The sequence below is a fragment of the Flavobacterium sp. RSP15 genome (assembly GCF_003968755.1).
Classification (GTDB): domain Bacteria; phylum Bacteroidota; class Bacteroidia; order Flavobacteriales; family Flavobacteriaceae; genus Flavobacterium.
Genome location: NZ_RYDL01000002.1, coordinates 161,726 through 186,744, shown reverse-complemented (window position 1 = coordinate 186,744; position 25,019 = coordinate 161,726). Strand labels below are relative to the sequence as shown.

General features: G+C 36.1%; 22 protein-coding genes and 1 tRNA gene. 10 read left to right on the top strand and 13 right to left on the bottom strand.

Annotation, left to right across the window (positions count from 1 at the left end; translation table 11 throughout):
- Positions 1-306 precede the first annotated feature (306 nt).
- Positions 307-2,724, bottom strand: a complete 2,418-nt coding sequence (locus tag EKM00_RS03180) for an efflux RND transporter permease subunit (RefSeq protein ID WP_126515214.1) — start codon at positions 2,722-2,724, stop codon at positions 307-309.
- Between the two features lie 198 nt (positions 2,725-2,922).
- Between EKM00_RS03180 and EKM00_RS03175 the strand changes: the two genes are divergently transcribed.
- Complete coding sequence (locus tag EKM00_RS03175; RefSeq protein WP_126451952.1) at positions 2,923-5,193, top strand: cation:proton antiporter; 2,271 nt, start codon at positions 2,923-2,925, stop codon at positions 5,191-5,193.
- A gap of 1 nt (position 5,194) precedes the next feature.
- Positions 5,195-5,524, top strand: a complete 330-nt coding sequence (locus EKM00_RS03170; RefSeq protein WP_126451953.1) for a DMT family transporter — start codon at positions 5,195-5,197, stop codon at positions 5,522-5,524.
- Here EKM00_RS03170 and EKM00_RS03165 read toward each other — a convergent pair.
- The 4 genes from EKM00_RS03165 to EKM00_RS03150 form a co-directional block, all read right to left on the bottom strand.
- Entirely contained in the window at positions 5,521-8,019 is a 2,499-nt protein-coding gene (locus EKM00_RS03165; protein WP_126515213.1) for a DUF5686 family protein, read from the bottom strand. The two genes, EKM00_RS03170 and EKM00_RS03165, sit on opposite strands and share 4 nt — an antisense overlap.
- A 111-nt stretch (positions 8,020-8,130) precedes the next feature.
- Positions 8,131-8,694, bottom strand: a complete 564-nt coding sequence (gene frr, locus EKM00_RS03160; protein WP_126451955.1) for a ribosome recycling factor — start codon at positions 8,692-8,694, stop codon at positions 8,131-8,133.
- Between the two features lie 70 nt (positions 8,695-8,764).
- Complete coding sequence (gene pyrH / locus EKM00_RS03155) at positions 8,765-9,472, bottom strand: UMP kinase (protein ID WP_126451956.1); 708 nt, start codon at positions 9,470-9,472, stop codon at positions 8,765-8,767.
- 68 nt (positions 9,473-9,540) lie between these two features.
- On the bottom strand, positions 9,541-10,320 hold the full coding sequence (locus EKM00_RS03150; protein ID WP_126451957.1) for a patatin-like phospholipase family protein: 780 nt from the start codon (positions 10,318-10,320) through the stop codon (positions 9,541-9,543).
- A 232-nt stretch (positions 10,321-10,552) separates the two neighbouring features.
- Between EKM00_RS03150 and EKM00_RS03145 the strand changes: the two genes are divergently transcribed.
- Positions 10,553-11,158 (top strand): thioredoxin family protein, encoded by a 606-nt coding sequence (locus tag EKM00_RS03145; RefSeq protein WP_126515212.1) that lies wholly within the window; start codon positions 10,553-10,555, stop codon positions 11,156-11,158.
- 421 nt (positions 11,159-11,579) lie between these two features.
- On the opposite strand, the gene EKM00_RS03140 is transcribed toward EKM00_RS03145, so the two are convergent.
- The gene (locus EKM00_RS03140) at positions 11,580-12,170 is read right to left on the bottom strand and encodes a thymidine kinase (RefSeq protein ID WP_126451959.1); all 591 of its coding nucleotides are present in this window, start codon (positions 12,168-12,170) and stop codon (positions 11,580-11,582) included.
- Positions 12,171-12,418: 248 nt separating this feature from the next.
- Here EKM00_RS03140 and EKM00_RS03135 point away from each other — a divergent pair, with 248 nt between their 5' ends.
- The 6 genes from EKM00_RS03135 to EKM00_RS03110 all read left to right on the top strand — a co-directional run bounded on the left by EKM00_RS03135 (position 12,419) and on the right by EKM00_RS03110 (position 18,335).
- Positions 12,419-13,498, top strand: coding sequence for a hypothetical protein (locus EKM00_RS03135; protein ID WP_126515211.1), 1,080 nt, complete (start codon positions 12,419-12,421; stop codon positions 13,496-13,498).
- 77 nt (positions 13,499-13,575) lie between these two features.
- Positions 13,576-14,289 (top strand): 16S rRNA (cytidine(1402)-2'-O)-methyltransferase, encoded by a 714-nt coding sequence (gene rsmI, locus EKM00_RS03130; RefSeq protein ID WP_126451961.1) that lies wholly within the window; start codon positions 13,576-13,578, stop codon positions 14,287-14,289.
- Positions 14,290-14,302: 13 nt separating this feature from the next.
- Positions 14,303-14,647 (top strand): HopJ type III effector protein, encoded by a 345-nt coding sequence (locus EKM00_RS03125; RefSeq protein WP_126515210.1) that lies wholly within the window; start codon positions 14,303-14,305, stop codon positions 14,645-14,647.
- A 106-nt stretch (positions 14,648-14,753) separates the two neighbouring features.
- Positions 14,754-16,445 carry a single-stranded-DNA-specific exonuclease RecJ gene (gene recJ, locus EKM00_RS03120; RefSeq protein ID WP_126515209.1) on the top strand — a complete coding sequence of 564 codons (1,692 nt, stop codon included), beginning with the start codon at positions 14,754-14,756 and terminating at the stop codon, positions 16,443-16,445.
- A 9-nt stretch (positions 16,446-16,454) separates the two neighbouring features.
- Positions 16,455-17,723, top strand: coding sequence for an MFS transporter (locus tag EKM00_RS03115; protein ID WP_126515208.1), 1,269 nt, complete (start codon positions 16,455-16,457; stop codon positions 17,721-17,723).
- 255 nt (positions 17,724-17,978) lie between these two features.
- Positions 17,979-18,335 (top strand): hypothetical protein, encoded by a 357-nt coding sequence (locus EKM00_RS03110; RefSeq protein ID WP_126515207.1) that lies wholly within the window; start codon positions 17,979-17,981, stop codon positions 18,333-18,335.
- A 58-nt stretch (positions 18,336-18,393) separates the two neighbouring features.
- On the opposite strand, the gene EKM00_RS03105 is transcribed toward EKM00_RS03110, so the two are convergent.
- From EKM00_RS03105 to EKM00_RS03090, 4 genes are all read right to left on the bottom strand, one after another.
- A complete protein-coding gene (locus EKM00_RS03105) occupies positions 18,394-18,600 on the bottom strand; it encodes a hypothetical protein (protein WP_126515206.1) in 207 nt (68 codons plus the stop codon).
- A gap of 11 nt (positions 18,601-18,611) precedes the next feature.
- Positions 18,612-19,364: a UDP-2,3-diacylglucosamine diphosphatase gene (locus tag EKM00_RS03100; protein WP_126515205.1), complete on the bottom strand. Its 753-nt coding sequence runs from the start codon at positions 19,362-19,364 to the stop codon at positions 18,612-18,614.
- Positions 19,365-19,368: 4 nt separating this feature from the next.
- Positions 19,369-19,833 carry a 6-pyruvoyl trahydropterin synthase family protein gene (locus EKM00_RS03095; RefSeq protein ID WP_126458035.1) on the bottom strand — a complete coding sequence of 155 codons (465 nt, stop codon included), beginning with the start codon at positions 19,831-19,833 and terminating at the stop codon, positions 19,369-19,371.
- 262 nt (positions 19,834-20,095) lie between these two features.
- Positions 20,096-20,863, bottom strand: a complete 768-nt coding sequence (locus EKM00_RS03090; protein ID WP_126515204.1) for an enoyl-CoA hydratase/isomerase family protein — start codon at positions 20,861-20,863, stop codon at positions 20,096-20,098.
- A 125-nt stretch (positions 20,864-20,988) separates the two neighbouring features.
- Here EKM00_RS03090 and EKM00_RS03085 point away from each other — a divergent pair.
- Positions 20,989-21,065 (top strand) — tRNA-Ala (locus tag EKM00_RS03085).
- A 158-nt stretch (positions 21,066-21,223) separates the two neighbouring features.
- Here the strand turns inward: EKM00_RS03085 and EKM00_RS03080 are convergent.
- From EKM00_RS03080 to EKM00_RS03070, 3 genes are all read right to left on the bottom strand, one after another.
- A complete protein-coding gene (locus EKM00_RS03080) occupies positions 21,224-22,636 on the bottom strand; it encodes an AAA family ATPase (RefSeq protein ID WP_126515203.1) in 1,413 nt (470 codons plus the stop codon).
- Between the two features lie 348 nt (positions 22,637-22,984).
- Entirely contained in the window at positions 22,985-23,731 is a 747-nt protein-coding gene (gene mtgA, locus EKM00_RS03075; protein ID WP_126515202.1) for a monofunctional biosynthetic peptidoglycan transglycosylase, read from the bottom strand.
- Entirely contained in the window at positions 23,731-24,843 is a 1,113-nt protein-coding gene (locus EKM00_RS03070) for an NAD(P)/FAD-dependent oxidoreductase (protein ID WP_126515201.1), read from the bottom strand. Before EKM00_RS03070 ends, mtgA begins: the two co-directional genes overlap by 1 nt.
- Positions 24,844-25,019: the final 176 nt, after the last annotated feature.

The following is a 25,019-nucleotide window of genomic DNA, read 5'->3' as shown; positions in this document are numbered from 1 at the left end:
GCTAAACGAATGGAGTTATTTGGGAATTTTTGAAAGTATTTTATGAATTTCCTGTACCGTTTTGCCTTTCTGTTCTTTATTTGCCATTCTGACGAAGGAGGAATCTTATCACTAATAGTCCATTTTTATAAGTTTTATCTTTAGTTAAAATGACAACGAGATTGGATAGGTTTTTTTAAATTTTTCTAGTTTTCATAATTCCCTAGCCCCGATAGCAGTGAAAATCATTTTTAAAGCTTCCAGCCTTTCAGAGGCTGGAAGCTTTAAAATATTGTAACGAATAGCGGGAAAAAGCTCCAAGTACTATTACTTGTTTTTCTGTAAATCATCAATCTCGGCATCACTTGGTTCGATGATGTCAATTTTGGGTTCGATAAAATCTTGTTCGTTGGCCAAAGTTTTATTCAAGGTCAAGACTAAAGCTGGCAACAACATCAAATTGGATAGCATTCCGAATAACAATGTCAATGAAATCAATCCGCCAAGTGCTATTGTTCCCCCAAAACTGGACAACATAAACACCGAAAATCCAAAGAACAACACGATAGAAGTATAAAACATGCTCAGGCCGGCATCCGTAAATGTGGCGTAAACGGATTTGCGAATTTTCCAATTATTTTTCTTTAATTCCTCGCGGTATTGCGACAGAAATCTTACGGTGTCATCCACCGAAAGACCAAACGCAATTCCGAAAACCAATATCGTCGACGGTTTCAGCGGAATGTCCAGAAAGCCCATGATTCCTGCGGTTAGCATTAGCGGCAATAAATTAGGAATGATAGAAACCAACACCATTTTGAACGAACGGAACATAAAACCAATCAAAAGTGCGGTCAGGAAAAAGGCGAAAGCCAGCGACGAAAGTAAGTTGTCCAGTAGGTAACCAGTTCCTTTCTGGAAAACTAAAGCTTTTCCGGTGATGGTGACTTTATATTGATCTGGCGGGAAAATTTTATCAGCTTTCTTGCGAATTTCAGCTTCAATTTTGGCAATATTATCGCCATTTTCATCACGCATAAAAGTCGTGATTCGTGCAAATTGCCCCGTCGAATCCACATAGCTTTTCATCAGATTATCTTTGGAGTTTTTCGTGGCATTTTTAGCATACGACAAAATAAACGACTGTTCCTGTGACGTTGGCAATTCGTAGTAATCGGGATTTCCATTATAATACGCTTGCTTAGAATATTTTACCAGATTCACAATCGAAATGGGTTTTGATAATTCCGGGATTTCGTCAATGGTTTCCTCCAATTCGTCCATTCGCCTCAGCGTAGACAATTTCATAACTCCTTTTTTGCGTTTGGTGTCAATCATGATTTCGAGCGGCATCACGCCATCAAATTCTTTTTCGAAGAAAACAATGTCTTCAAAAAAGGCTTCTTTTTTAGGCATATCTTCAATCAAACTGCCGGAAATGCGCATTTCATAGATTCCTATAATGCTAATGACAAGTAAAATAATGGAAATAACATAAATTGAAAATCGATTGTATTTTACGTTTCTCAGAATCCAATTCATAAAAACCTTCACATAATTGCGGTCTAGGTGTTCGATGTGGCGCTCTTTGGGTGCTGGAATGTAACTATGAAAAATAGGAATGACAATAATACACAAAAAGAAAAGTGCCATGATATTGATGGATGTTACCACTCCAAATTCTAATAACAATTGATTATTTGAAGCCACAAACGTAGCAAAACCTATAGCCGTGGTGAGATTCGTCATCAAGGTTGCCATTCCTACTTTGGTCGTGACACGCTGTAATGCTTTGGCTTTATTGTGGTGAATTTTGTATTCCTGATGGTATTTATTGGTCAGGAAAATACAGTTGGGGATTCCGATTACGATGATTAATGACGGAACTAGGGCGGTCAAAACCGTAATTTCGTAGTTTAATAATCCTAAAAACCCAAAAGACCACATCACGCCAATAATGACAATTACCATTGATATTAACGTCGCCCTAAAACTTCTAAAAAAGAAAAAGAAAAGCAATGAGGTGATTAATAAAGAGGCTCCAATGAAGATGCTAATCTCATCAGTGACAGTTTTTGCATTTAGTGTTCGGATGTAAGGCATTCCTGAAACGCGCAGGTCGATTCCGGTTTCTTTTTCGAATTTTTCGACTGCAGGAACTAATTTATCAAGGATAAAATCTTTTCGGGCTGCTGTGTTTACAATTTTTTTATCCATATAAACGGCAGAGCGAACGCTTCCGGATCTTTTGTTGAAAAGTAATCCTTCGTAAAAAGGCAAATCATTAAAAAGTTCTTTTTTAATTTTTTGAAGGTATGCCGGATCAAGAGTTTTGCTTTGGTCCACAAAAGGAACAAGTTCAAAGATTGCCAACGAATCATTTTTTTGTAATTTCTTTAAGTCATTTAACGAAATTATTAAATCAACCGCTTTTTCACCTTTTAACGTATTCATCATTTTGCTCCAGGAAGCAAAGGCTTTCGGGGTATATATGGCGTCATCTTTTACCCCGATGATGACTAGATTTCCCTCTTCCCCAAATTTATTTAAAAAGGCATTGTACTCAATGTTTACAATATTGTCATCCGGTAATAAATTGGCTTCAGTAAAAGCGAAGTGAATATTTTTCCATTGTAATGCTAAAAGTGCTGTTATCACAACAATAATAGATAACATTAAAACTCTGTTTCTAAGGACAATTCGCGCTATTAATTCCCAAAATCCTAAACTAAACCACTTAATCATAAATCAATATTAAAGGCGGTAAAGGTAGTCAAAACCACTATAAATCATTTATTTTAAAGGAAACTTTTTGTTGTTTTACCGGGCTAATTATACCCTTTTTTTATTTTACAATAAAATAATTTTGTGGCATATAAATTATACATTTGAATTTCTCATCTTTGTTTCTTTAAAGTGGGGAAAGTCCATATAAAAATAGATATGAAGAATTATAAAAACACACTATTTTATTTAAGTGTTACTGGCGGTTTTATAGCGCTAATGTATTGGATCATAAGTAAAGGAAAGCATTTAGAAGTGGCAGAAACGATAGTGACACCAGAGAGCGGAAACGGTTCGTGGAGTGATTTTTTAGTGTCGATTCAGCATAACTTCCAAGATCCTTTGGCTATCCTTTTGGCACAAATTATTACGATTATTCTAGTTGCTCGTGTTTTTGGCTGGATTTTCAAGAAAATTGGTCAGCCTTCAGTAATTGGGGAAATTATTGCGGGTATTGTTCTAGGACCATCTTTGCTGGGATTGTATTTTCCAGAATTTTCAATTGCTTTATTTCCTGTTGAATCGTTGGGGAACTTAAAGTTTTTGAGTCAGATAGGACTGATTCTTTTTATGTTCGTGATAGGGATGGAACTCGATTTAAAAGTGCTGAAGAACAAAGCTAATGAAGCGGTGGTAATCAGTCATGCAAGCATTGTGATTCCCTTTACTCTCGGGATTGGTCTGGCTTATTTTGTGTACAATCGATTTGCTCCTGAAGGCGTTAAGTTCCTTTCTTTCAGTTTGTTTATGGGAATTGCGTTGAGTATCACTGCTTTTCCTGTGTTAGCCAGAATCGTTCAGGAAAGAGGTATTCATAAAACTAAATTAGGTTCTATAGTTATTACATGTGCTGCTGCTGATGACATTACGGCTTGGTGTATACTGGCAGTGGTCATTGCAATCGTTAAAGCAGGAACGTTCGTGAGCTCCCTATACATTATTATGTTGGCGGTGCTTTATGTTGTAGCTATGATTTTTATTGTAAAACCATTTCTAAAAAGAATTGGAGATTTATATGGTTCTAAAGACAGTATTATAAAACCAGTTGTGGCGATCTTTTTTCTGGTACTTATTATTTCCTCGTATGCTACTGAGGTTATCGGTATTCATGCTTTGTTTGGAGCGTTTATGGCGGGAGCCATTATGCCAGATGTTCCAAAATTCAGGACCATATTTATAGAAAAAGTAGAGGATGTGGCGTTGATTCTTTTACTGCCTTTATTTTTTGTATTCACAGGTTTGAAAACTGAAATTGGGCTGATCAATGATCCGTATTTGTGGAAAGTGACCGGTTTTATTATTCTGGTAGCCGTGGTAGGAAAATTTTTGGGAAGTGCATTGGCCGCCAGATTTATAGGGCAAAGTTGGCGGGATAGTTTGACAATTGGTGCCTTGATGAATACCAGAGGTTTGATGGAATTGATTGTGTTAAACATCGGGTTGGAGCTTAAAGTGTTGACTCCTGAAGTCTTTACCATGATGGTCATTATGGCTTTGGTCACGACTTTTATGACCGGTCCGGCCTTAGATCTCATCAATTATATTTTTAAAACCAAAGATGGGGTTGAGATTTTGGAACCATCAAATGATAACAAATACCGAATTTTAATTTCATTTGGAAACAATGAAAAAGGAAAATCGTTGCTTCGATTGGCCAATAGTTTGATAAAAAAACAGAAAAACACTTCCAGTGTTACCGTCATGCATTTGTCTTTAAGTGATGAGGTACATACTTTTAACATGGAAGACAAAGAAAAAAATAGTTTTTATCCTATTGTTGAAGAATCCCATCTCCTGAAACAGGACATCACCACGATTTTTAAAGCAACGATGGATATTGAAACTGAAATTGCCGATGTAGCCAATCAAGGCGACTATGATTTGTTATTGATAGGTCTAGGGAAATCTATTTTTGAAGGGACTATTCTTGGAAAAGTAATTGGCTTTACCACACGGATCATCAATCCGGATCGTTTGATTGATAAGTTTACCGGCAAAGAAGGCTTGTTTGAAAACTCGCCCTTTGATGAAAGAACCAGACAGATTATTTCTAAAACCAAGATGCCAATAGGGATTTTGATCGATAAAGATTTACAGCACGTAAACCATATTTTTATTCCAATTTTTAGCCCTGAAGACTCTTTTTTGATTGATTATGTGCAAAAATTAATTTACAACAACAATTCTAAAATTATTCTTTTGGATGTAAATGGGCATCTTACGACTAATTTTGTCATGAAGAGCGCTATTGATTCTTTGGAGCAAAAATACCCAAATAACATTGGTTTGATAACCGATAAAATCATTAAAAAGGAATTTTTAGATCAGCAGGATTTAATGGTAGTCAGTCTTGAAAGTTGGAAAGACTTGGTGGACTCCAGAAGCACTTGGCTGAGCGGAGTTCCTTCGGTATTAATTTTAAAACAATAATATGAACTGGATTTTATTAATTTTAGGAGGTCTTTTTGAAGTGGGTTTTGCCACTTGCTTGGGCAAAGCCAAGGAAAGTTCCGGAATGACAGCCACATTCTGGTTGTGCGGATTCTTGATTTGTCTGGCAATAAGCATGGGATTACTTTACAAAGCCACACTCACTTTGCCTATAGGCACCGCATACGCGGTTTGGACTGGGATAGGAGCAGTGGGAACCGTATTGGTTGGAATTTTTGTCTTTAAAGAACCAGCTGATTTTTGGCGAATATTTTTCATCACCACTTTGATCAGTTCTATTATAGGATTAAAATTTGTGTCGAGTCATTAAAGGCCTATATTGAGGACGAAGCTTATTTTGACAGCAATATTATCTTGAAATTTACTCAACTGATTGGGTCCATACCGGTAAAACCCACCTAATCCAAGTCCTTTGTAAATTTGATTCAGTTCGATTCCCGATTCGAAATACCCTTTGTTCAGTGTCTTATAATCCAGTCCGATGTGCTGCTCCGGGTTTTGTAAATTACCCCAAGCCACGCGGGATACAATGACTAAAGACGGTTTTATTTTTTTGAATAATGTGACACGGCTAAACCCGTGCTTGAATTGAAAATAGGCATATTGACTGGAGAAAAACTCATTGAAAAACATGGTTTCAAAACTGTTTTTGCCTGAAAAAGTAATCCTTTGAATGATAGTTTCTTTGGTAATATTATTAGGCGAGGTGTTGTACAAATGAGTTAAGGGTATTGCACCAAAAGAATATCCTGCCTCGAAAAGTAAGCTTGTTTTTTGACCGTTTAAATATTTTTTTTCATACTCTGTTTTAAAATCTATTTTGCTAAACTCAAAATCATTTTGCCAGATTTTGGGGATGGATTGGGTGTATTGAAACGTAAATTTCGGAAAACGTTTTTCAACCTCAATTCGTCCCGTAGGCGTTTGCATATAATCACTAAATGGATTCCAGCGCAAAGAAACCATTGCGGTAGTCATCACGTAATTGGGGTATAATTTTCCGTTTAAATTGAAAATATAATTGAATTGTGGTTCCACAGCCGTTCTAGAGAGTTCCCATAAACTTTCGGTTTTTGGAATGATTTTAGTCTCTATAAATGTTTTCCAAGTTACATAATTATAAAAAGTACTGATGTTTATTGGTCTGGGATCATAAATTTTAAAAGGCTTTTTGTCAATTGCAAATACGGTACTGGCAATTTCTCGAAGATCATCCGTATAGGAAACTCCTATCCAGGAATTAGTAAATTTCCCTACACGTGCTGCTATTCCTAAGTTATACTTAAAATCATTATCTTTTGTTCCGTAAGCGGTGTATCCTTCGACTCTGAAATTTTTTGAAAATCGTTCGTTTGTAGTGCCTCCAATTCCCAATCTAAATCCTTCGTAGTTATTATAGCTAAACAATTTACGTAAGTCTAAATCGAATTTTCCTATAGGTAAATACCCATTGATGATTTTCCTGCCAAAACGGAGGCGGCTTTCAATTCTTTTTTTGATCGAAAGACTGTCGAGTGCCAGATAGGTCTTTTGGCTTCGGCTGTCTAAGCTGTCTTTTCTGTAGGTGTCCCAAAAAGCCTCTGGTTTATTAACTGCATCGTCTTTGATTTCGATAGTGACGGCTGATTTTTTTATTTGGATCGGTATGTTATACTGGATTTCAAAATTGTTGGTTTGCGATAATAAATAGGTGAAATCCGAGGCTGTTTTTTTTCGTTCTTTAAAATCGTTTTCTACATCACCATCAAATTGAATCGTTCCGCCAAGGATTTTTATATCGTCATCATTTTTGCCCTTTACAATTTTAAAGGTTTTGTCCGTTGGAAACCATAATTTTTCACTGGGAATGTACTTAAAGTTATGAATTCCACTAATGTCAAGAACGCCTTTTATGCGCATTACTGCTTTGGCGACAGCAAAATTATTTTGGTCAATATAAAGTACGCCTTCCAGTCCTGACGCTCTTCTTTTTTTCTTATTCTTGAAGTAAATCATGTAGGTGTTTCTGCCGTCAATGATCAGGGAATCCAACAGTTTATAGTTGTAATCTTTTAGGGCATCATTGGCAATGGGGCTGTTGTACTTGGTTTCAAAAAGTTCGTAACGGGAATCGTAAATAGAGAAGGACTGTAAATTAAATGCAATGATTTCATAAACAGGTTGCTTGAAACCCGCCATTTTGGTACCTAATATAGTTTCTTTTAATGTGCTATTAGCAAATTGATATTGTGATACTTTTTCAGTTTGAAACAGATGTTGCTGACGTACGATATCTTTAAACTTATACTCGGAAGAGTCAATTTTTGAGAACTGATCACCGCTTGATTTTTGGACAAAAACAGAATCGATTCTCCCGTCAATGGAGTCAGGATTTGCGCTTACAATGAGTTTATTATAGGATTTAAACTCGAAACTGTAGAGTTTTTTTTGGGGGTTATTATTGTCTTTATTTTCGATCGCCTTTCGGATAATTGCCAAAGCTGGGTTTTCGTCTGGAACCACCACTTCATTCAGATCATCTGTTTTTTGAGATAGCATGACCACATAATAATTTTTGTTTTTTTCAAGGGTAATTCTGGCTTTGGTGAAACCAATATATGAAATATCAAAGGCTGTAAAGGGAATTGGAGTAACGATACTAAACTTCCCATCCACATCAGAGATGGAGTTTATACCGTCAGTTGTAGTAATCGTAGCAAATGGTAATGGTTTATTGGTTGTAGACTCTTTCACAATTCCATTGACTTGAAACTGCGCCTGTAGCGAAAGCGTTAAAAAAAAGAAGAACACACACAATTGCTTCATAAATAGGGTTTACTGCAAAACGGGTATAATCTCATTTTGGTACCGCAAAAATAACAATAAAAAAATCCGTTCCCCTAAGCGAACGGATTTTTAATAGGATTTGAAAGGGAATTACACCTTCATGATTTCAGCTTCTTTAACCACTAAAAGTTCATCTATTTTACGGATATAACTATTGGTTAAGTTTTGAACTTCTTCTTCGGCACTTTTGCAAATGTCTTCTGATGTTCCTTCTTTTTCTAATTTTTTGATCTCAGTGTTAGCATCTTTTCTGGCATTTCTGATACCCACTTTAGCGTCTTCGGCTTCAACTTTGGCTTGTTTGGCAAGATCACGTCTTCTTTCCTCGGTTAGTGCAGGAACACTGATGATAATTACATCGCCGTTATTCATTGGGTTAAAACCAATGTTGGCCACCATAATTGCTTTTTCAATCACGTGTAGCATGTTTTTTTCAAAAGGTTGTAACGTAATTGTTCTGGCATCAGGCACACTTATTTTTGATACCTGCGAAAGCGGTGTTGCGGATCCGTAATAATCAACAAAAACACTTCCCAGCATGGCAGGAGATGCTTTTCCGGCACGAATATTCAAAAATTCTTTTTCTAAATGCGCAATAGAACCGGTCATGGATTCTTTGGTGCTATCTAATATAAATTCAATTTCTTCAGTCATTTTTTTAGGTTTTGGGTTTTGGGTTTTAGAAATTTGGAGCAATCCAAAAGCTATAACCAGGAACCATTAACTATATATTTACTACGGTTCCTATGTTTTCTCCTTCGCAGATTTTTAATAAATTGCCTACTTTATTCATATCAAAAACCACGATTGGTAATTTATTTTCCTGGCTTAATGTAAAAGCGGTTGTGTCCATTACATTCAATCCTTTTTTGAGGACATCTTCAAAGGAAATAAATTCAAATTTCACGGCAGATGGATTTTTTTCCGGATCACAATCATACACACCATCCACGCGAGTTCCTTTTAGAATCACATTGGCATTGATCTCAATACCCCGTAAAACGGCTGCGGTATCTGTTGTGAAATAAGGATTTCCTGTTCCGGCTCCAAAAATTACAATTCTTCCTTTCTCCAGGTGGCGGTCTGCTCTTCTTTTGATATAGGGTTCCGCAATGGATTCCATTTTTAACGCCGTTTGCAAACGGGTTTTCATTCCTTTTTCTTCCAGTGCACCCTGTAAGGCCATTCCGTTGATCACAGTGGCCAGCATTCCCATGTAATCTCCTTGCACTCTGTCCATTCCTGCGCTGGCTCCGGCAACTCCTCTAAAAATATTTCCACCACCTATTACAATCGCTATTTCTACTCCTTTATCATGAATTAGTTTAATTTCGTCAGCGTATTCAGCTAGTCTTTTTGGGTCAATTCCGTATTGCAAGTCGCCCATTAAAGCTTCTCCACTTAGTTTAAGAAGAATTCTTTTGTATTTCATGTGTGTGTTGAGTTGATTGGTGCAAATATAGACATATTCTGTTTTCTAAAAAATGCGTTATTTAAATTTTATAAATTTAGTTTTTCGTACGATTTTTTTGCGGCTTCATAGCCAATGTTAAATACGGCATCCATTTTAATTCGGTTGGTTTCAAACGTACTGTACAGGCATAAATCCTTTGGTTCTATGATCCAATCGCAGATGTTAAATTTATGCATATTAGAATTTGCTGAAAGAATATCAAAAGCCCGAGTCGTTACCGCTTTGATCGTATTCAAATCTTTGGCGTCTATTTTTTGAATAGGACTCACGTAAACACCAATCAGGGTATCGCATTGTCCTTGCAGGATATCTGTTGGAAAATGATTTAGGATCCCTCCGTCACTATAAATGCTTCCTTTTATTTCATAAGGGGACAAAATACCCGGAAACGCCGAGGAAGCTAAAACAGCATCTGTAATTTTTGTTTCGGGGGCAAATATTTTTAGTTTTCCTCGAACCATATCGGTAGCTGTAATTTGAATTGGAATTTTTAAATCGCCCAAAACAGCCTCTCCAAAAATAGTATGAAAATAACTTTTGAAGGATTCTGAATCAATCAACCCCGCCTTTTTAAAGGTCAAATGTTTCCAATGAAAAAGATAGATCGACTTGAAAAACTCCAGAATTTCCTCCGGTGTCTTTCCCCAGGCATACATTGCACCAACAATAGCACCTGCGCTCGTACCCGCTATCTGAGACGGGCGTATGTTTTTTTCTTCTAAAAATTTGATCACGCCAGCATGAGCAATACCCTTAGAACCGCCTCCGGAGAGAACTAATCCTATCGATTTTGTTTTTAAATCCATCTTTGTAATTTAGGATAAAAATACACTTTTTGTAGAATTGAAACTGATATAAGTAAGTCGAAAGTTTAAAAGTCGTAAAGTCAAAAGAATTAACTTTAAGTAAAACAGCTTTAAATCAGATTGTTACATGATTTTATCCTGATTTTAAAATACGACATTATACCATGGTTATTACTTAAGTCATCTTTATAGGCCAATTTTATGCTAACTTTGTGTAAACAACTTACGTATTATGAAAATTCCTGTAGCTAAAGCATTATTTAACAGTCATTCCTATACCGATTACAGAAAACTTATTTCAGATTTAATATTGGAAGGAAAATCCACAGGAAAGGAACAATCCGAAAATTTGACGCAGTATAGCACCCTGAATGAAACCCGTATGCATCGTTTGGACAAAACCATTACAATTACGGAAGAAAATCAGATTAAGTTAAAGAATCTAAAAAGTGAATACATTTGGGTAGTAATTTCAGAAGGTTGGTGCGGAGATGCTGCTCAGTTGTTGCCAATCATGAATACAATGGCAGTGCAATCTGGCAAAATTGACTTGAGAATTGTGCTGCGTGATGAAAATGAAAAACTAATGAACTTATATCTGACGAACAAAAAAAAATCAATTCCTATATTGATCGTTGTCGCTAAAACAACAGGCGCTATACTCGGTAGTTGGGGACCAAGACCTAAAGCTGCTGCTGATTTGGTTGCGGATTATAAAAAAGAATTTGGCGTTATTGACGAAACTTTAAAAACCAACTTACAACTCTGGTATTTGCACGATAAAGGGATAACAACCCAAAACGAGTTGATTGGTTTAATGGTTAATTTAGAGGTGTAATTTTTAAGTCAATACGCATCAAATTTTGAATAGTCTAACCTATTTTGTTTAAAAAGTGATTATTGGGAGTCAGGCATGTACTTTTATGGTAGCATGTCTTAAAACCAATATTTAAAAAAATATCTGATATTTATCAAGTTATTGATACCACAACACCTGTTTTATTGCTATCAGAGTTGCAGATTTAGGATTATTGGTCTCAAATATAGTTTAACCGTGCAGACTAAATTCTATTTGCCAGTTATAGCAGGAATCAATTTAACAAAGTTATTCCACGAGAATCCTTTTTTTGTAGTTTTGTTAAAAAGGAATAGTTGTGATAACAGACATTAATTTATTGGATTTAAATAAAACCTATTCGTTTGTGAATTATCTAACTTGGGAATTTCAGAAAAAAATGGAATTAAGAAGGGGAGAGGATTTACTTCTCCTGATCTTTCCGCATCGCATGATAATACGCAGCACGGCTCAATGGTTCGTATTCTTCGGTTTCGCCCAGCATGACGAGTTTGTCATTGTCGGTTTTGCGGAAACTGTAATTCGCGAGATTTCCCGTGCGGGTACACACGGCATGGACTTTGGTTACATATTCAGCAGTTGCCATTAAAGCAGGCATCGGGCCAAAAGGATTTCCCTTGAAATCCATATCCAATCCGGCCACGATAACACGGATTCCCTGATTGGCCAAATCGTTACAGATCTTGACAATTTCGTCATCGAAAAACTGTGCTTCGTCAATGCCCACTACATCACAACCTTGCGCCAAAATTGCAATATTTGCGGCAGCGGGAACGGGCGTAGAACGGATTTCATTAGCATCATGAGAGACCACCATTTCATCATCATAGCGGGTGTCGATTGCTGGTTTGAAAATTTCGACTTTTTGCTTGGCAAATTGCGCTCTTCTCAAACGACGGATCAATTCTTCGGTTTTACCCGAAAACATGGAGCCACAAATGACTTCGATCCAACCAAATTGTTCTTTGTGATTTACTGTATTTTCGAGAAACATTTTGTATTTTTCTGACTTAAAAAATGAATAGTTTTTATTACTTTATAATAAAGAAACCGACTTAAAAATTGTATACTTTTACGTCGTTTCAAAAGTATAAAATTTATATCAAATGGGAGATTCGAGAGCACTTATTTAAAAAAATAAAAATCGTGTTCACAAAGATTCCCTTTTCTTGGGACGATATCAAACGGAATACGAAAACGCATCAAAAAAGACCCGCTTAACACCCTATAATTTCAACAGACATGAAAAAAAAATTGGAAGCCGATTTAATCAGCATTGCTCACAGAATATTACAGCTAAAAAATAAATCGGATATCAATCAATTATATCTGGAAACACAGAAGTTATACGAAAAACTTTCTGTCTTACGATTTGTGGACGAACATTTCAGTGAAGCAAAACCAACCATTGGCATAACGGAAATCAGTAGAGAAATCGCAGCTGTTTTTGATACAACTGATTCCGTTCAACCACAAACAGTTACGGTACTAGAAGAAACAATAGTTGAAGAAACAGTAGAAACGACTTTGGAACAAACCCAAGAAATAACTCCTTCAGAGGAACCGGATCCAGTTGCAACGGAGGAAGAAAGTGCCGTGGAAGTCCAAGAAAATGAAGCTGATAAAATTCCTGAAGAGGAAATAATTATTGAGGAAGCAGCTGCTGAGAAAACTATCGAAATGCCTTTAGAGCAAGCCGAAGCGCTACTTGAGGAGCATGAAAAAGAAGAGGAAACGGTAGTCGAGAGCGAAATAGTTGTTGCTACGGAAACGGAAGCGGAGGATGAGACAGCAGAACCGGAAGCGCCTTTTGAACCTGCTTTTGAATTATCACAGGAAGAAGAAACGCAGACGGAATTGGAAATGCCAAAGAAAGCGCAAGCGGTGCAAATCTCTTTTGAGGATTTATTAGGAGGCAATTATCACGACACGCTTTTTGTAAAAAAACAGCAAGTAGATAACATTCCAACAGCAATAGTTATTGAAACTCCAAAAGAAAATCTACAACCTGAAGAACCGGAATCAGAAAGTACTCCCGCAGCACCAACCGAAAAAGTAGAGCCAAAAATAGTTTCGCTGAACGAAAAATTAGCCAAAGGAATCAATATCGATTTAAATGACCGCATTGCTTTTATAAAACATCTTTTTGGAAACAGCAGCGAAGATTACAACCGCGTTTTAAATCAATTAATCACATTTGATACTTTCTATGAAACCAGAGATTTTATCCAGGAAATGGTAAAACCGGACTATAAGAACTGGGAAGGAAAACAAGAGTATGAAGAACGTTTTATGGATATTATAGAGAAAAAATTTTTGTAAATCGCCTTGAATTGTTCTGAATATACATTTGAACAAATACAGACTTTCTTTAAATTTTGTATTTAATTATTTTATCTATGTCAAAATTATACATCGTTCCTACGCCTATTGGCAATCTCGAAGATATGACTTTTCGAGCGATTCGGATTCTTAAAGAAGTCGATTTGATTCTCGCCGAAGATACGCGTACAAGCGGAAAATTGTTAAAGCATTTCGAAATTGGCACCCACATGTACAGCCATCACATGCACAACGAACACAAAACCATCGAGAATTTAATTTCGAGGTTAAAAGCCGGAGAAAATATCGCCTTAATCTCAGATGCAGGAACGCCAGCGATTTCTGATCCTGGTTTTTTACTGACCCGCGCTTGTGTTGAAAACGGAATTGATGTGGAATGTTTACCGGGTGCAACGGCGTTTGTTCCGGCATTAGTCAACAGCGGTTTACCCAATGATAAATTTGTTTTCGAAGGTTTTTTGCCTGATAAAAAAGGACGGCAAACTAGATATTTAGCGTTGGCAGAAGAAACCAGAACGATGATTTTATATGTTTCTCCACATAAATTAGTAAAAACTTTAGCGGAATTCATTACTTTTTTTGGCGAAGACCGCCAAATATCGGTTTCCAGAGAATTATCCAAACTACACGAAGAAAATGTTCGCGGAAGCGTGAAAGAAGTGGTCGATCATTTTAATAAAATAGCACCAAGAGGTGAAATTGTCGTCGTGATCAGTGGAAAAACTATCACTAAAGAACCTAAAAAAAGTAAATTTTCGGAAGAAGAATAACCCATAAAAAACTATGAATTTAGAATCCTTTTTAGATAAATTAAAGCAAACGCCAGAAATGATCACGTTTGCAGAAACCATCGCAACAATTGAAGATAACTACGATTTTACTCCTACAGCATTTGAGAATGGTTTGCAACACAATGCAGCTGGAGAAAATTCAGGATCTTGCAAGTTGTTCGCTTTCGCTGAAATTCAAAGTTTATCAGAAGCAGCAACATTAGCCTGTTTTGGAGCGTATTATTACGAAGATGTTTTGCAAAATCCAAACGGAACAGATCACCAAAACATCCGCAATTTCATGAAAACCGGATGGGATGGAATTGCATTTTACGGAAGTGCTTTGGTTTCAAAATAAAATTACAATCCGATCTCAGGTCGAGCGCAGTCGAGACACATCAGTTGGTCTCGACTGCGCTCGACCTGACAAAATTCCTAATACAATTTTATAATTCCTAATCAATATGCGTTGGACCCTAAAACCAAAACCTTCCGAAAATGCCGTTCAACATTTGGCGAAAGCATTGAATGTAGAAGATTTTGTGGCCACTTTATTAGTACAACGCGGCATTGAAACTTTTGAAGATGCCAAACGATTTTTTCGTCCGAGTTTAGCTGATTTGCACGATCCGTACTTGATGAAAGATATGGAAAAAGCAGTAGCCCGAATCGAAAAAGCGATTGAAAACGAAGAAAATATTCTTGTTTTTGGCGATTATGATGTCGATGGTACCACCGCAGTTTCTCTCGTTTCTTCCTATTTAAAAACCTATTATCCAAACGTGGCGACCTACATTCCGGATCGTTATGGAGAAGGTTATGGCATTTCATTCAAAGGTATTGACTTTGCTGATGACAATGGATTTTCACTTATCATCGCTTTGGATTGTGGTATAAAATCCATTGATCATGTGGGGTATGCCAAAGCAAAAAACATCGATTTTATCATTTGTGACCACCATAGACCAGGAAATTCTCTGCCTGAAGCCGTTGCTGTTCTCGATCCAAAACGTGATGATTGTAATTATCCTTATGATGAGTTGTGTGGTTGCGGAATAGGTTTCAAATTGATTCAGGCTTTGGGTGTCAACCGAAACCAGACAATTGAGGATTTGGTTCCGTATTTGGATTTAGTATCGGCTGCCATTGCCGCTGATATCGTTCCGATGACCGGAGAAAATCGGGTGCTGGCTTACTTTGGACTGCAAGTCATCAACACTGACCCAAGACCAGGAATCAAAGCCATCATTCACCAGATAAAAAAACAAACCTTAGACATTACCGATGTTGTTTTCATCATCGCTCCCAGAATAAACGCTGCCGGACGGATCAAACACGGCAATCATGCGGTAGAATTACTAACCGAATTTAATTTTGAGCAAGCCCAACAATTTGCTTCTGAAATTGAGGCATATAATTCTGAACGAAAAGATTTAGATAAATTAATTACCAAAGAAGCGTTGCAACAGATTGAGGAAAATAATGAAAAAGAACGTTTTACTTCCGTAGTTTTTCAAGAAGATTGGCACAAAGGAGTAATAGGAATTGTTGCTTCCCGTTTGATTGAAACGTATTACCGTCCAACACTTGTTTTCACCAAAAGTGGCGATAAATATGCTGCTTCGGCACGATCCGTAAAAGGATTTGATGTGTATAATGCACTCGAAGCGTGTACAGAATATTTGGAACAATTTGGCGGTCACATGTATGCTGCGGGAATGACATTGGCGGCAGAAAACTATCAAATCTTTAAAGACGCTTTCGAAAAAGAAGTGGAAAGAACCATTCATTCGGATATGTTGACACCCGAAATTGCAGTTGATGCCGAGATTGATTTTGCGGATATTACTCCAAAATTAATCCGGATTCTGAAACAATTTGAACCGTACGGACCACAAAATATGACGCCAATTTTCCTGACTAAAAACATCAAAGACACTGGTTATGGAAAACCTATGGGTCAAGATCAGGAACACCTAAAACTTTTTGTCAAACAAAATAATTCCGAAGGTATTGCTGCAATTGGTTTTAACTTAGGTGACAAAATGGAACTGACTACGCATCAAAAACCTTTTCAAGCGGTCTATTGCATTGATGAAAACGAATGGAAAGGAAAAATAAGCTTGCAATTGCGATTGCGAGATATTAAAGAATGATTATTTGTTATGAAAAAAAAAGACCCGTATTCGGCACTGCGGTATAAAGAATTTAATATTTTTTTGTTATTGCGTTTTGCTATGGTTTTTGGCTGGTCGATGCAATTTATTGTCATTGAATGGGAAGTCTACAGTTTAACCAAAAACCCGTTGTCCTTAGGAATTATTGGATTAATGGAAGTTATTCCAGCCATTTCAATGGCTTTATTTGCCGGACATATAGTCGATCAAAAAGAGAAAAAAGGATTGCTATTTAAATGCATATTAGGGTTTTCAATTATTAGTTTGGGCTTGTTTTTATTTACATGGCCACCCTTTATAAAAAACTTTTCTACCCAAACTATTTTATATTCTATTTACTTTTTCGTGTTTTTAGGCGGATTGGTTCGTGCTTTTCTTGGCCCGACGATATTTTCTCTTTTGTCTTTGATTGTTCCTAAAAAATTATATCCCAATGCTGCCACTTGGAGCAGTTCTGTTTGGCAAATAAGTTCCGTTTTAGGACCTGCGGTAGCCGGTTTTTCGATCAATTGGATTGGTGTTCATTGGTCCATGTCCATCGTTTTGGGGTGTTCACTTTTTGCGTTAATCGCTTTAACCCAAATTGCAACGAAACCTATTTTGAATCCAAAAATTGGCGAACCCATTATGGAAAGTTTGAAGGAAGGTGTGAAGTTTGTCTACAACAATAAAACGATTTTAGGTGCTTTATCACTAGATATGATTGCCGTCCTTTTTGGAGGAGCTGTAGCGCTGTTACCCATTTTTGCACAGGATATTTTGAAAGTAGGCCCGCAAGGATTTGGTGTTTTGAGAGCCGCACCGGCAGTTGGCGCATTTTTGATGCTAATAATATCCGCTTATATTCCTTTTACCAAAAATGCGGGGATGAAACTGTTGTCGGCAATTTTTGCGTTTGGGATTTGTATTATCGTTTTTGGACTTTCATCGATTTTTTGGTTATCAGTTGCGGCTTTATTTTTAAGCGGTGTTTTCGATGGGATTTCGGTTGTGATACGCCAAACTATTTTGCAATTGAAAACACCAGATCACATGAGAGGCCGAGTTGCAGCGGTGAATTCTATATTTGTGGGTTCCTCTAATGAATTGGGTGCTTTTGAAAGCGGATTAACCGCAAAGCTGATGGGAACTGTTAGCGCAGTGGTCTTTGGTGGAACCATGACACTGATTACCGTATTTATTACAGGAGCTGTATTCCCTACTTTTAGAAAACTGGACTTGCAAAAAGATATTGAGGAACATGAAAAGAGCGAGTAATATTGTCATTGCTTCGCCAGTTTGCTATCACTCGTGTCCGACAAGGGGAAATCACACAATTTGAATAACTTGATGTGATTTCTCCTTCGTCGAAATGACAAACTACACGGTTGTTTATTACAAAAGTAGAATGGCATTAAACATGCTATTTTAAAAAAATCTCAAGATTATTTTACCAAACTTTTATGCTTTTTTATGTTTTATTATTTAGAACAAATATAAATAATACTTATATTTGCTTCAAACTAATGAAACATGCAAGAAATAAAACAAATATATCATAACAATTTAGGTACGGCTTTCTACTGGAGAAAAGATAATGACGTTGTACTGGACAAAGTCCAATTGGTTTTTAGAGAAATGGGCTTTTATTTTACCCAACAGGAACTGCAACTATTTAAGCGTTGTATTGAAGACAGCTACATCCAAAACAGATGCTGCGACGATTGTGAACTGAAAAACAAATGCCACAAATTTTTACTAAAAACACCTTGTTCCCAAATTGATTTGGCCGTTTCCATGGAAGAATTAGATGCCGTAAAAGATTTGGTAGAAGGCACTTTGTTTAAAATAAATCTAGATGATTATTTGTATGGTGTGGGTATGAATTAGGGATTGGTTTATTTGCGATAATTGCAAAATATACAAAAAGTATTTTCTTATATACTTTTCAGTTTTTAATTTGATTGGTATGTTTTTCGTTTTGAATTCTGTAAAACGAAATCATGAAAGATACAATTGCAACGATAATTTTGAAATATGATTTTTTATTATTTTCAAAAGAAAAATCATCCAAGTCGATAGATAAAAAACCAACAGTCAACAATATAATTCCTAAATGAATAAAAAATTTAGATACTTTATTTTCAGTTTTCATAATTTAATTTCTTAATACTTTTTAATCTCAAAATTCTCGCCATCAAAAACACCATAAGTAAAATACGTAATCCAGTCACCTAGATTCACATATTCAGCATTTTCTCCTACTGTTACTTTCATAGGCAAATGGCGGTGGCCAAAAATAAGATAATTGTAGTGTTTGGTTTCCAATTTTCTTTTGGAATACAGAATTAACCATTCATTGTCTTCACCCAGAAAAGTCACATCTTCATCACCAGAGATCAGTTTGTTTTTTACGGACAGGTATTGCGCCAGTTTAACTCCAATATCCGGATGCAACCATCTGAAAAGCCATTTGAAAAACGGATTGGTAAACACTTTTTTCATGCGTTTGTACCCTAGATCTCCAGGACCTTTTCCATCACCGTGGCCAATAAGGAATGTTTTATCTCCAAAAGTATATTCTTGATTGTCATGAAAAACTGGAATGTTCAATTCCTTCTGAAAATAATCTTCCATCCATAAATCATGGTTTCCCACGAAGAAATAAATAGGGATTCCACTGTCTCGGATTTCGGCCAATTTACCTAAAATACGGATAAACCCTTTTGGAACTACGGTTTTGTATTCGAACCAAAAATCAAATAAATCGCCCAATAGAAAAATAGCTTCAGCATCGTCTTTTACTTCGTCGAGCCAAGCTACGAATTTTTGTTCTCTCGGGAAACTCAATTCGGGTGTTGGTGCTCCAAAATGCTGGTCGGAGGCAAAATATATTTTTTTGTTATTGTGTAATTGCATGAAGTTACAGTATGGATTTCACATTATCACTGGCAAACCATTCCGCGAAAGAAGATTCGGTTTCTTGTAATTTCAAAGAGAAAAGGGTGATTCCTTCGGGTAATCTTCTGATGATTCTTTGAGAAAAATCAACTACCATATTTTCGCTTGTTGGTTGGTACTCTACTAAAATAACATGGTGTCCGCGAACTATTAATTCGTTTGCCAATTCGATATGCGGGGTTGTTCCGTTGAAAACAGTCGCATGGTCAAACTGATCTACTATTTCTTCTTTTACAATTTTCTTTAAATCCGTGAAGTCAATCACCATTCCAAATTTCACATTAGAGCGATCTGAAATTGGGGTTCCAATTACCGTTACTGACAATTTATAACTATGTCCGTGGACATTTTTACATTTCCCATCATAGCCATATAAGGCGTGTCCGGTTTCGAAACTAAATTGTTTTGTAATTCTGATATTGCTCATTGGAGTTTAATTTTGATGCAAATTTAGCAAATTGATATGAGAAATGGGATGTAAATATTTTCCCTCCCCAACCCTCCCCAAAGTGGAGGGAGATAGGATGAAATTATTTTGTTTGTAATCCGAATTTGATAATTCACAAATGTTTTAGCCCTGATGGAAACGGCATCCTTTTTATAAGGTGATTTTTTTTTACCTTATAAAAAGATATAGTGTACAGCAGGAAATAGCTCCTGAAATAAATTCAGAATAAATCCTGAGAAAATCACTTTTTGAATTGGGACAATGCTTTTCTGGTAAAATCAGACAACACCAATTTACCCGAAATCGTGGCGCGTTCTATCAACAATGTATCCCAATGTTGCGTTCCTTCCCAGAAAACCTTTTTCATCTCCAATAAAGCTTCTGGATTGTAACCGGATAATTTACCAGTGAAATCAGCTATTGCGGCATCCAGTTCTGTTATGGTTTCAAAAGTATTAGCGTATAATCCTTTGGCTACCGCCCAATCAGTGGTTTTCCATTCATGGGCTGCGAGGGTCATTTCGGCCATTGCCGTTTTTCCGATTTTCTTCGAAACGACAGGTTCTATTACAAAGGGACCAATTCCGATGGCCAATTCTGATAGTTTTATTGATGCATTTTTTGTAGCCAATGCATAATCACAGGCGGAAGTAATTCCTACGCCTCCACCAACTGCTTTTCCATGAATGCGCCCGACGATAAGCTTGGAACATGAACGCATTGCATTGATCAAATGCGCAAATCCAGAAAAAAATTGTGTTCCTGCTTCTTCATCCGAAACAGCTAAAAGTTCATCAAAAGAAGCACCCGCACAAAAAGCACCCGAGCCTTCACTTTGTATAACTATCACCGAAACGGCTGGATCGGCACTTAAATTATTGAATTCAGTAGTGAGTCGATCTAACAATTCTCTCGGAAAAGAATTACTTGAAGGATGAGCAAATGTAACGGTTGCAATTTTATTATCAATAGTTGTGAAGAGCGAACCTATTGGGTTTTCTGATACCATAGTGGGGATTTTGATGTAAAGTTAAAAAAAGTAAAGGAGGATTTGACTTTTTTTCAAATAGAATGGATTTGTATTTTGAAATTTGCTTTTTGGGAAATTTATATGTTATATTTGCGAACTAGTTTGGGGGATTAGCTCATTTGGCTAGAGTACTTGCCTGGCAGGCAAGGGGTGACCGGTTCGAATCCGGTATTCTCCACCAGTAATACCAAGCCTTACAGCAATGTGAGGCTTTTTTTATGGAGTCTAAGTGTACTTATTGAGCGTGCTTTCTTCATTAGTGAGTATGAGAATGGATTTTATTGGTAGCCAAAAATGGATTTTAATCATTACTTTTGGCTGCTAATAATTATTGAAAAGCTATATTTTTTCAAATAAACTATCCATCGTAACTTCATTATCCATAACTTCATTGCTATAAGCATTATTTTTAACTCCAAAAGTTGTAACGAATGTGATAAATAAATTATCCCTTGTTAATGTTTCTTTCTTAAATTCACTTTTCTTTTTTCGAATATTTTCAGCATAAGATTTGTCAATAACAAATTCATTTACAGAAAATTTCATTTCACAAATATTAATACTACGGTCACTTCTTGCTATAAGTAAATCAATTTGAGCATTTTTATTTCTCCAACTGGAGCTTTTACTATCGATGCCTATTAATCCTAGTTTTTTTAATATTTGGTCAATATGTTTAAGACATAACGTTTCAAATGCAAAACCTCCCCATGATATATAACTCCTAGAAGTAAAAAGACTTGTCCAACTTGAACTTAAGTTGTTTTTAATAAATTTAAAATAGAAAAGAGAGTATTCATCTGACAGCCTATAAAGAGTGTCTTTTGTTTTTTTATCGTAGGGAAAATATTCAGAAATGAATCCAGATTCAATTAGTTCTTGAATCGTTTTTGATAGAGTACCGCCAGAAGGAATTTTTGACTTATCTATCAATTCCTGTCTTAACATCCCTTTTTGGGTTGAGGCTAAAGCTTCAATTATTCTCATGTGATTTTCAGAATTCTCAAATAAAGAAGCAAAAATTTGATTAAATTCATTTACTAAAACACCATTTTTTTGGAAACATAGCCTATCAATTGCTACAGGAACACTGTCCCCTGGGTTAATTTTTTCCAAATAATGAGGAATGCCTCCAATAGCCATATACAATTGAAGATAGGAATATCTATCTAAATTAATTTTTTTGGATTTTAGAAAAAGTTCAGTTTCATAAAGATTAAAAGGCAACAATCTTATCGGTATTGTTATCCTATTATGTAAGCCTTTTTTATCATTAATTACTTTATTAACCATAAACGAAGCAGAAGAGCCACATATTACAACAATCAAATCATTTCGTTTTGTGCAATAGCTATTCCAAAAGTGACTAAACATTTGTATAAATTTTGACTTGTGAGTATAAATCCAAGGGAATTCATCTATAAAAATGACTTTTTTGGTTGATTTTTTTAAAGTGTCAATATAGTCTCCTAATAGTGCAAAAGCTTCCATCCAATTTATTGGTATGGTTGTCTTGGTTGGATGTGTATATTTTTTAGAAAGTTCAATATGAAAGTTCATCAATTGTTCTTTAAAACTTCCATCAGGAATTCCCGAAACTTCAAAAATCATTTCTTTAGAAAAAGTTTCACGAATTAAAAAAGTTTTTCCAACACGTCTTCTTCCATATATCGCTATTAACTCTGACTTATCAGAACCGATAGCGTGATGTAATAATTCTATTTCCTTTTCTCTTCCTATAACTTTTTTCATAAAAGTGTTTTTATTGTTAGCCAAATGTATTAAATAATATTGAGATTTGGCTAACAATAGATATTAATTGGCAATAATTTTTAATAGTTATCTCGATTTACAACACATTAATCTAAGTGTACTTAATGAGTGGCAAAATGCTTGAAAATGTATGATTTTGCATTACTTAAAAAACATTAACCCCAGTAAAATAAGGTATTCTTAAAATATAGATTCTACTGGCAGGCAAGGGGTGACCGGTTCGAATCCGGTATTCTCCACAAAACAAAACCGTAAAATCTTTTAATTAAGAGTTTACGGTTTTTTATTTTTAGAAATTATCTGATTACTTTTTAAGACTGCTAAAAACTATTTTGGATATTCAATTTTTCCTACTTGTCGCATCACGCGTACAATTTTAGCTTTTCGCCTGTTGATATACGTGGAAGAACTAGTCGCCGAATATTTTCTTGGATTGGGTAATATCGCGGCTATTCCTGCAGCCTGGATTAGTGTTAAACTGGAAGCATCTTTTCGATACCAATGTTCAGTGGCTGCTTGAGCTCCATAGACACCATTCCCCATTTCGATACTGTTCAAGTAGACTTCCATAATGCGTTCCTTTCCCCAAATGATTTCAATCAGAAGAGTGAAATATGCTTCCAATCCTTTTCTCAAATAACTGCGGCCTTGCCAAAGAAATACGTTTTTGGCCGTTTGTTGTGATATTGTGCTTCCTCCTTTTATTCTTCGGCCTCGTTCATTGCTTTTATACGCTTTTTGCATGGCTACAAAATCAAAACCATTATGTTTCAGGAACGTTCCATCTTCACTGGCAATCACGGCTTTTTGAAGATTCATCGAGATGTTTTCAATAGGTTCCCAGTCGTGGCTGAAGAAAACTTCTTTTCCTGCAGTTTTATTTTCAATTGCACGAATCACCATTAATGGGGTAAACGGAACGGGTACAAATTTAAAAAATACCACAAAAAATAAAGAGAGTCCGATGAACCATAACAATATTTTGAATAAAAAACGAATTAGTTTGCTCATAAAAGAGGTTGTTTCTTTTTTAATGGGTTGTTTTGATTTCCTGGGTGTTATTTTCGTTGCCATTATACTAAATCTGCTAATTCTGTTCCAATTAAACTCCCTATTGCCACTCCCATTCCACCCAATCGTACACCGCAATAGACATTATCTGACAGTTGTGAAACGATAGGACTTTTGCTGTTACCAACACCCATAATGCCGCTCCAACGGTGCGCAATTTGGAAATCCTGATTCGGCAAAATTACTTCTTTTAATAATTGTTCCAATTTATTTTGGACAATTTCTGTTTGTCCAAATTCAGTTGTATTTTCCGTTTCAAAATCCAGATTTCTTCCTCCGCCCAGTAGTATTCTATCGCCAATATTCCTAAAATAATAATACCCTCTATCCAAGTGAAAAGTTCCTTTTATATTTAAGTTTTTGATAGGCTCCGTAATTAAAACTTGTGCTCTGGCCGGTTTAACCGCACCATTTGTCAATGTATTAGCAAAACCATTTGTTGCAAACAGTATTTTCTGGGTACTAAAACTAAAATCAGCAAGTGCCACTTCCACTTTATTCCCGTTGTCGAAATAGGAGGTAACGGTTTGTTGATTCAGGATTAAAATATTTTTAGAAACCGCTTCTTTTAACAACGCCTGCATCATATTTCCGGTATCTATTTGTGCTTCAAACGGATTGAAAACTAAATATTCCTGTATCCCGCTAAACCCAAAACAGTTTACTTCCTTGGCGAAAACATCGGCTTTGAAAAGTGGTCTTAAGATTTCATTGATAAATGGTAATTTCCCAGCACATTCATTATAGCTACTTTCATCTGCTTTTAAAAACAACTCATATCCGCCGTACGGTTTAAAATCTATCGTGTCATCACCCAATCTTTTTCGCAACAACTGCAAGCCTTGCCACCGTTTTTGAACGAGATGAATGACTTCCTCTTCCGAGTGGGATTTTAAATCATCGATGATTTCTGAGAGACTTCCAAAACACGCAAAACCGGCATTTTTAGTACTCGCGCCCTGCGGCAACATTCCTTTTTCCAACACTAGAATTTTGCTTTCAGGGAATCTTTCGCGCAAGCGTAATGCAGCATGTAAGCCCACAATACCGCTTCCTACGATGGTATAATTTACATCAGTAAACCAGTTTTTCAACTCCCAATAGCTCAAATCCATGTTTAAATATTTTTATAAAAATAATAATTTTTTGGAGCTAATACCGCTATCCGTTCTAAATAAATTCACTGAACTCCAATTAAAATAAAAGTAGTGTGAAGTAATGTTTTATTTTTTAAAGAAAAAAACAAAAGGATTTCCACTTTTATCGGGGCTAAAAAACAAGTATTAAAAAC

Bases quoted from the DNA above. Each gene is read 5' to 3' on its own strand.
- EKM00_RS03070 (WP_126515201.1), bottom strand. From the start codon at position 24,843: ATGGATTTGAGCTATTGGGAGTTGAAAAACTGGTTTACTGATGTAAAT.
- EKM00_RS03125 (WP_126515210.1), top strand. From the start codon at position 14,303: ATGAATTTAGAATCCTTTTTAGATAAATTAAAGCAAACGCCAGAAATG.
- pyrH (WP_126451956.1), bottom strand. From the start codon at position 9,472: ATGAAATACAAAAGAATTCTTCTTAAACTAAGTGGAGAAGCTTTAATG.
- EKM00_RS03105 (WP_126515206.1), bottom strand. From the start codon at position 18,600: ATGAAAACTGAAAATAAAGTATCTAAATTTTTTATTCATTTAGGAATT.
- EKM00_RS03135 (WP_126515211.1), top strand. From the start codon at position 12,419: ATGAAAAAAAAATTGGAAGCCGATTTAATCAGCATTGCTCACAGAATA.
- EKM00_RS03140 (WP_126451959.1), bottom strand. From the start codon at position 12,170: ATGTTTCTCGAAAATACAGTAAATCACAAAGAACAATTTGGTTGGATC.
- EKM00_RS03175 (WP_126451952.1), top strand. From the start codon at position 2,923: ATGAAGAATTATAAAAACACACTATTTTATTTAAGTGTTACTGGCGGT.
- EKM00_RS03100 (WP_126515205.1), bottom strand. From the start codon at position 19,364: ATGCAATTACACAATAACAAAAAAATATATTTTGCCTCCGACCAGCAT.
- EKM00_RS03090 (WP_126515204.1), bottom strand. From the start codon at position 20,863: ATGGTATCAGAAAACCCAATAGGTTCGCTCTTCACAACTATTGATAAT.
- EKM00_RS03115 (WP_126515208.1), top strand. From the start codon at position 16,455: ATGAAAAAAAAAGACCCGTATTCGGCACTGCGGTATAAAGAATTTAAT.
- EKM00_RS03110 (WP_126515207.1), top strand. From the start codon at position 17,979: ATGCAAGAAATAAAACAAATATATCATAACAATTTAGGTACGGCTTTC.
- EKM00_RS03180 (WP_126515214.1), bottom strand. From the start codon at position 2,724: ATGATTAAGTGGTTTAGTTTAGGATTTTGGGAATTAATAGCGCGAATT.
- EKM00_RS03080 (WP_126515203.1), bottom strand. From the start codon at position 22,636: ATGAAAAAAGTTATAGGAAGAGAAAAGGAAATAGAATTATTACATCAC.
- recJ (WP_126515209.1), top strand. From the start codon at position 14,754: ATGCGTTGGACCCTAAAACCAAAACCTTCCGAAAATGCCGTTCAACAT.
- EKM00_RS03095 (WP_126458035.1), bottom strand. From the start codon at position 19,833: ATGAGCAATATCAGAATTACAAAACAATTTAGTTTCGAAACCGGACAC.
- EKM00_RS03150 (WP_126451957.1), bottom strand. From the start codon at position 10,320: ATGGATTTAAAAACAAAATCGATAGGATTAGTTCTCTCCGGAGGCGGT.
- EKM00_RS03145 (WP_126515212.1), top strand. From the start codon at position 10,553: ATGAAAATTCCTGTAGCTAAAGCATTATTTAACAGTCATTCCTATACC.
- rsmI (WP_126451961.1), top strand. From the start codon at position 13,576: ATGTCAAAATTATACATCGTTCCTACGCCTATTGGCAATCTCGAAGAT.
- EKM00_RS03165 (WP_126515213.1), bottom strand. From the start codon at position 8,019: ATGAAGCAATTGTGTGTGTTCTTCTTTTTTTTAACGCTTTCGCTACAG.
- mtgA (WP_126515202.1), bottom strand. From the start codon at position 23,731: ATGGCAACGAAAATAACACCCAGGAAATCAAAACAACCCATTAAAAAA.
- frr (WP_126451955.1), bottom strand. From the start codon at position 8,694: ATGACTGAAGAAATTGAATTTATATTAGATAGCACCAAAGAATCCATG.
- EKM00_RS03170 (WP_126451953.1), top strand. From the start codon at position 5,195: ATGAACTGGATTTTATTAATTTTAGGAGGTCTTTTTGAAGTGGGTTTT.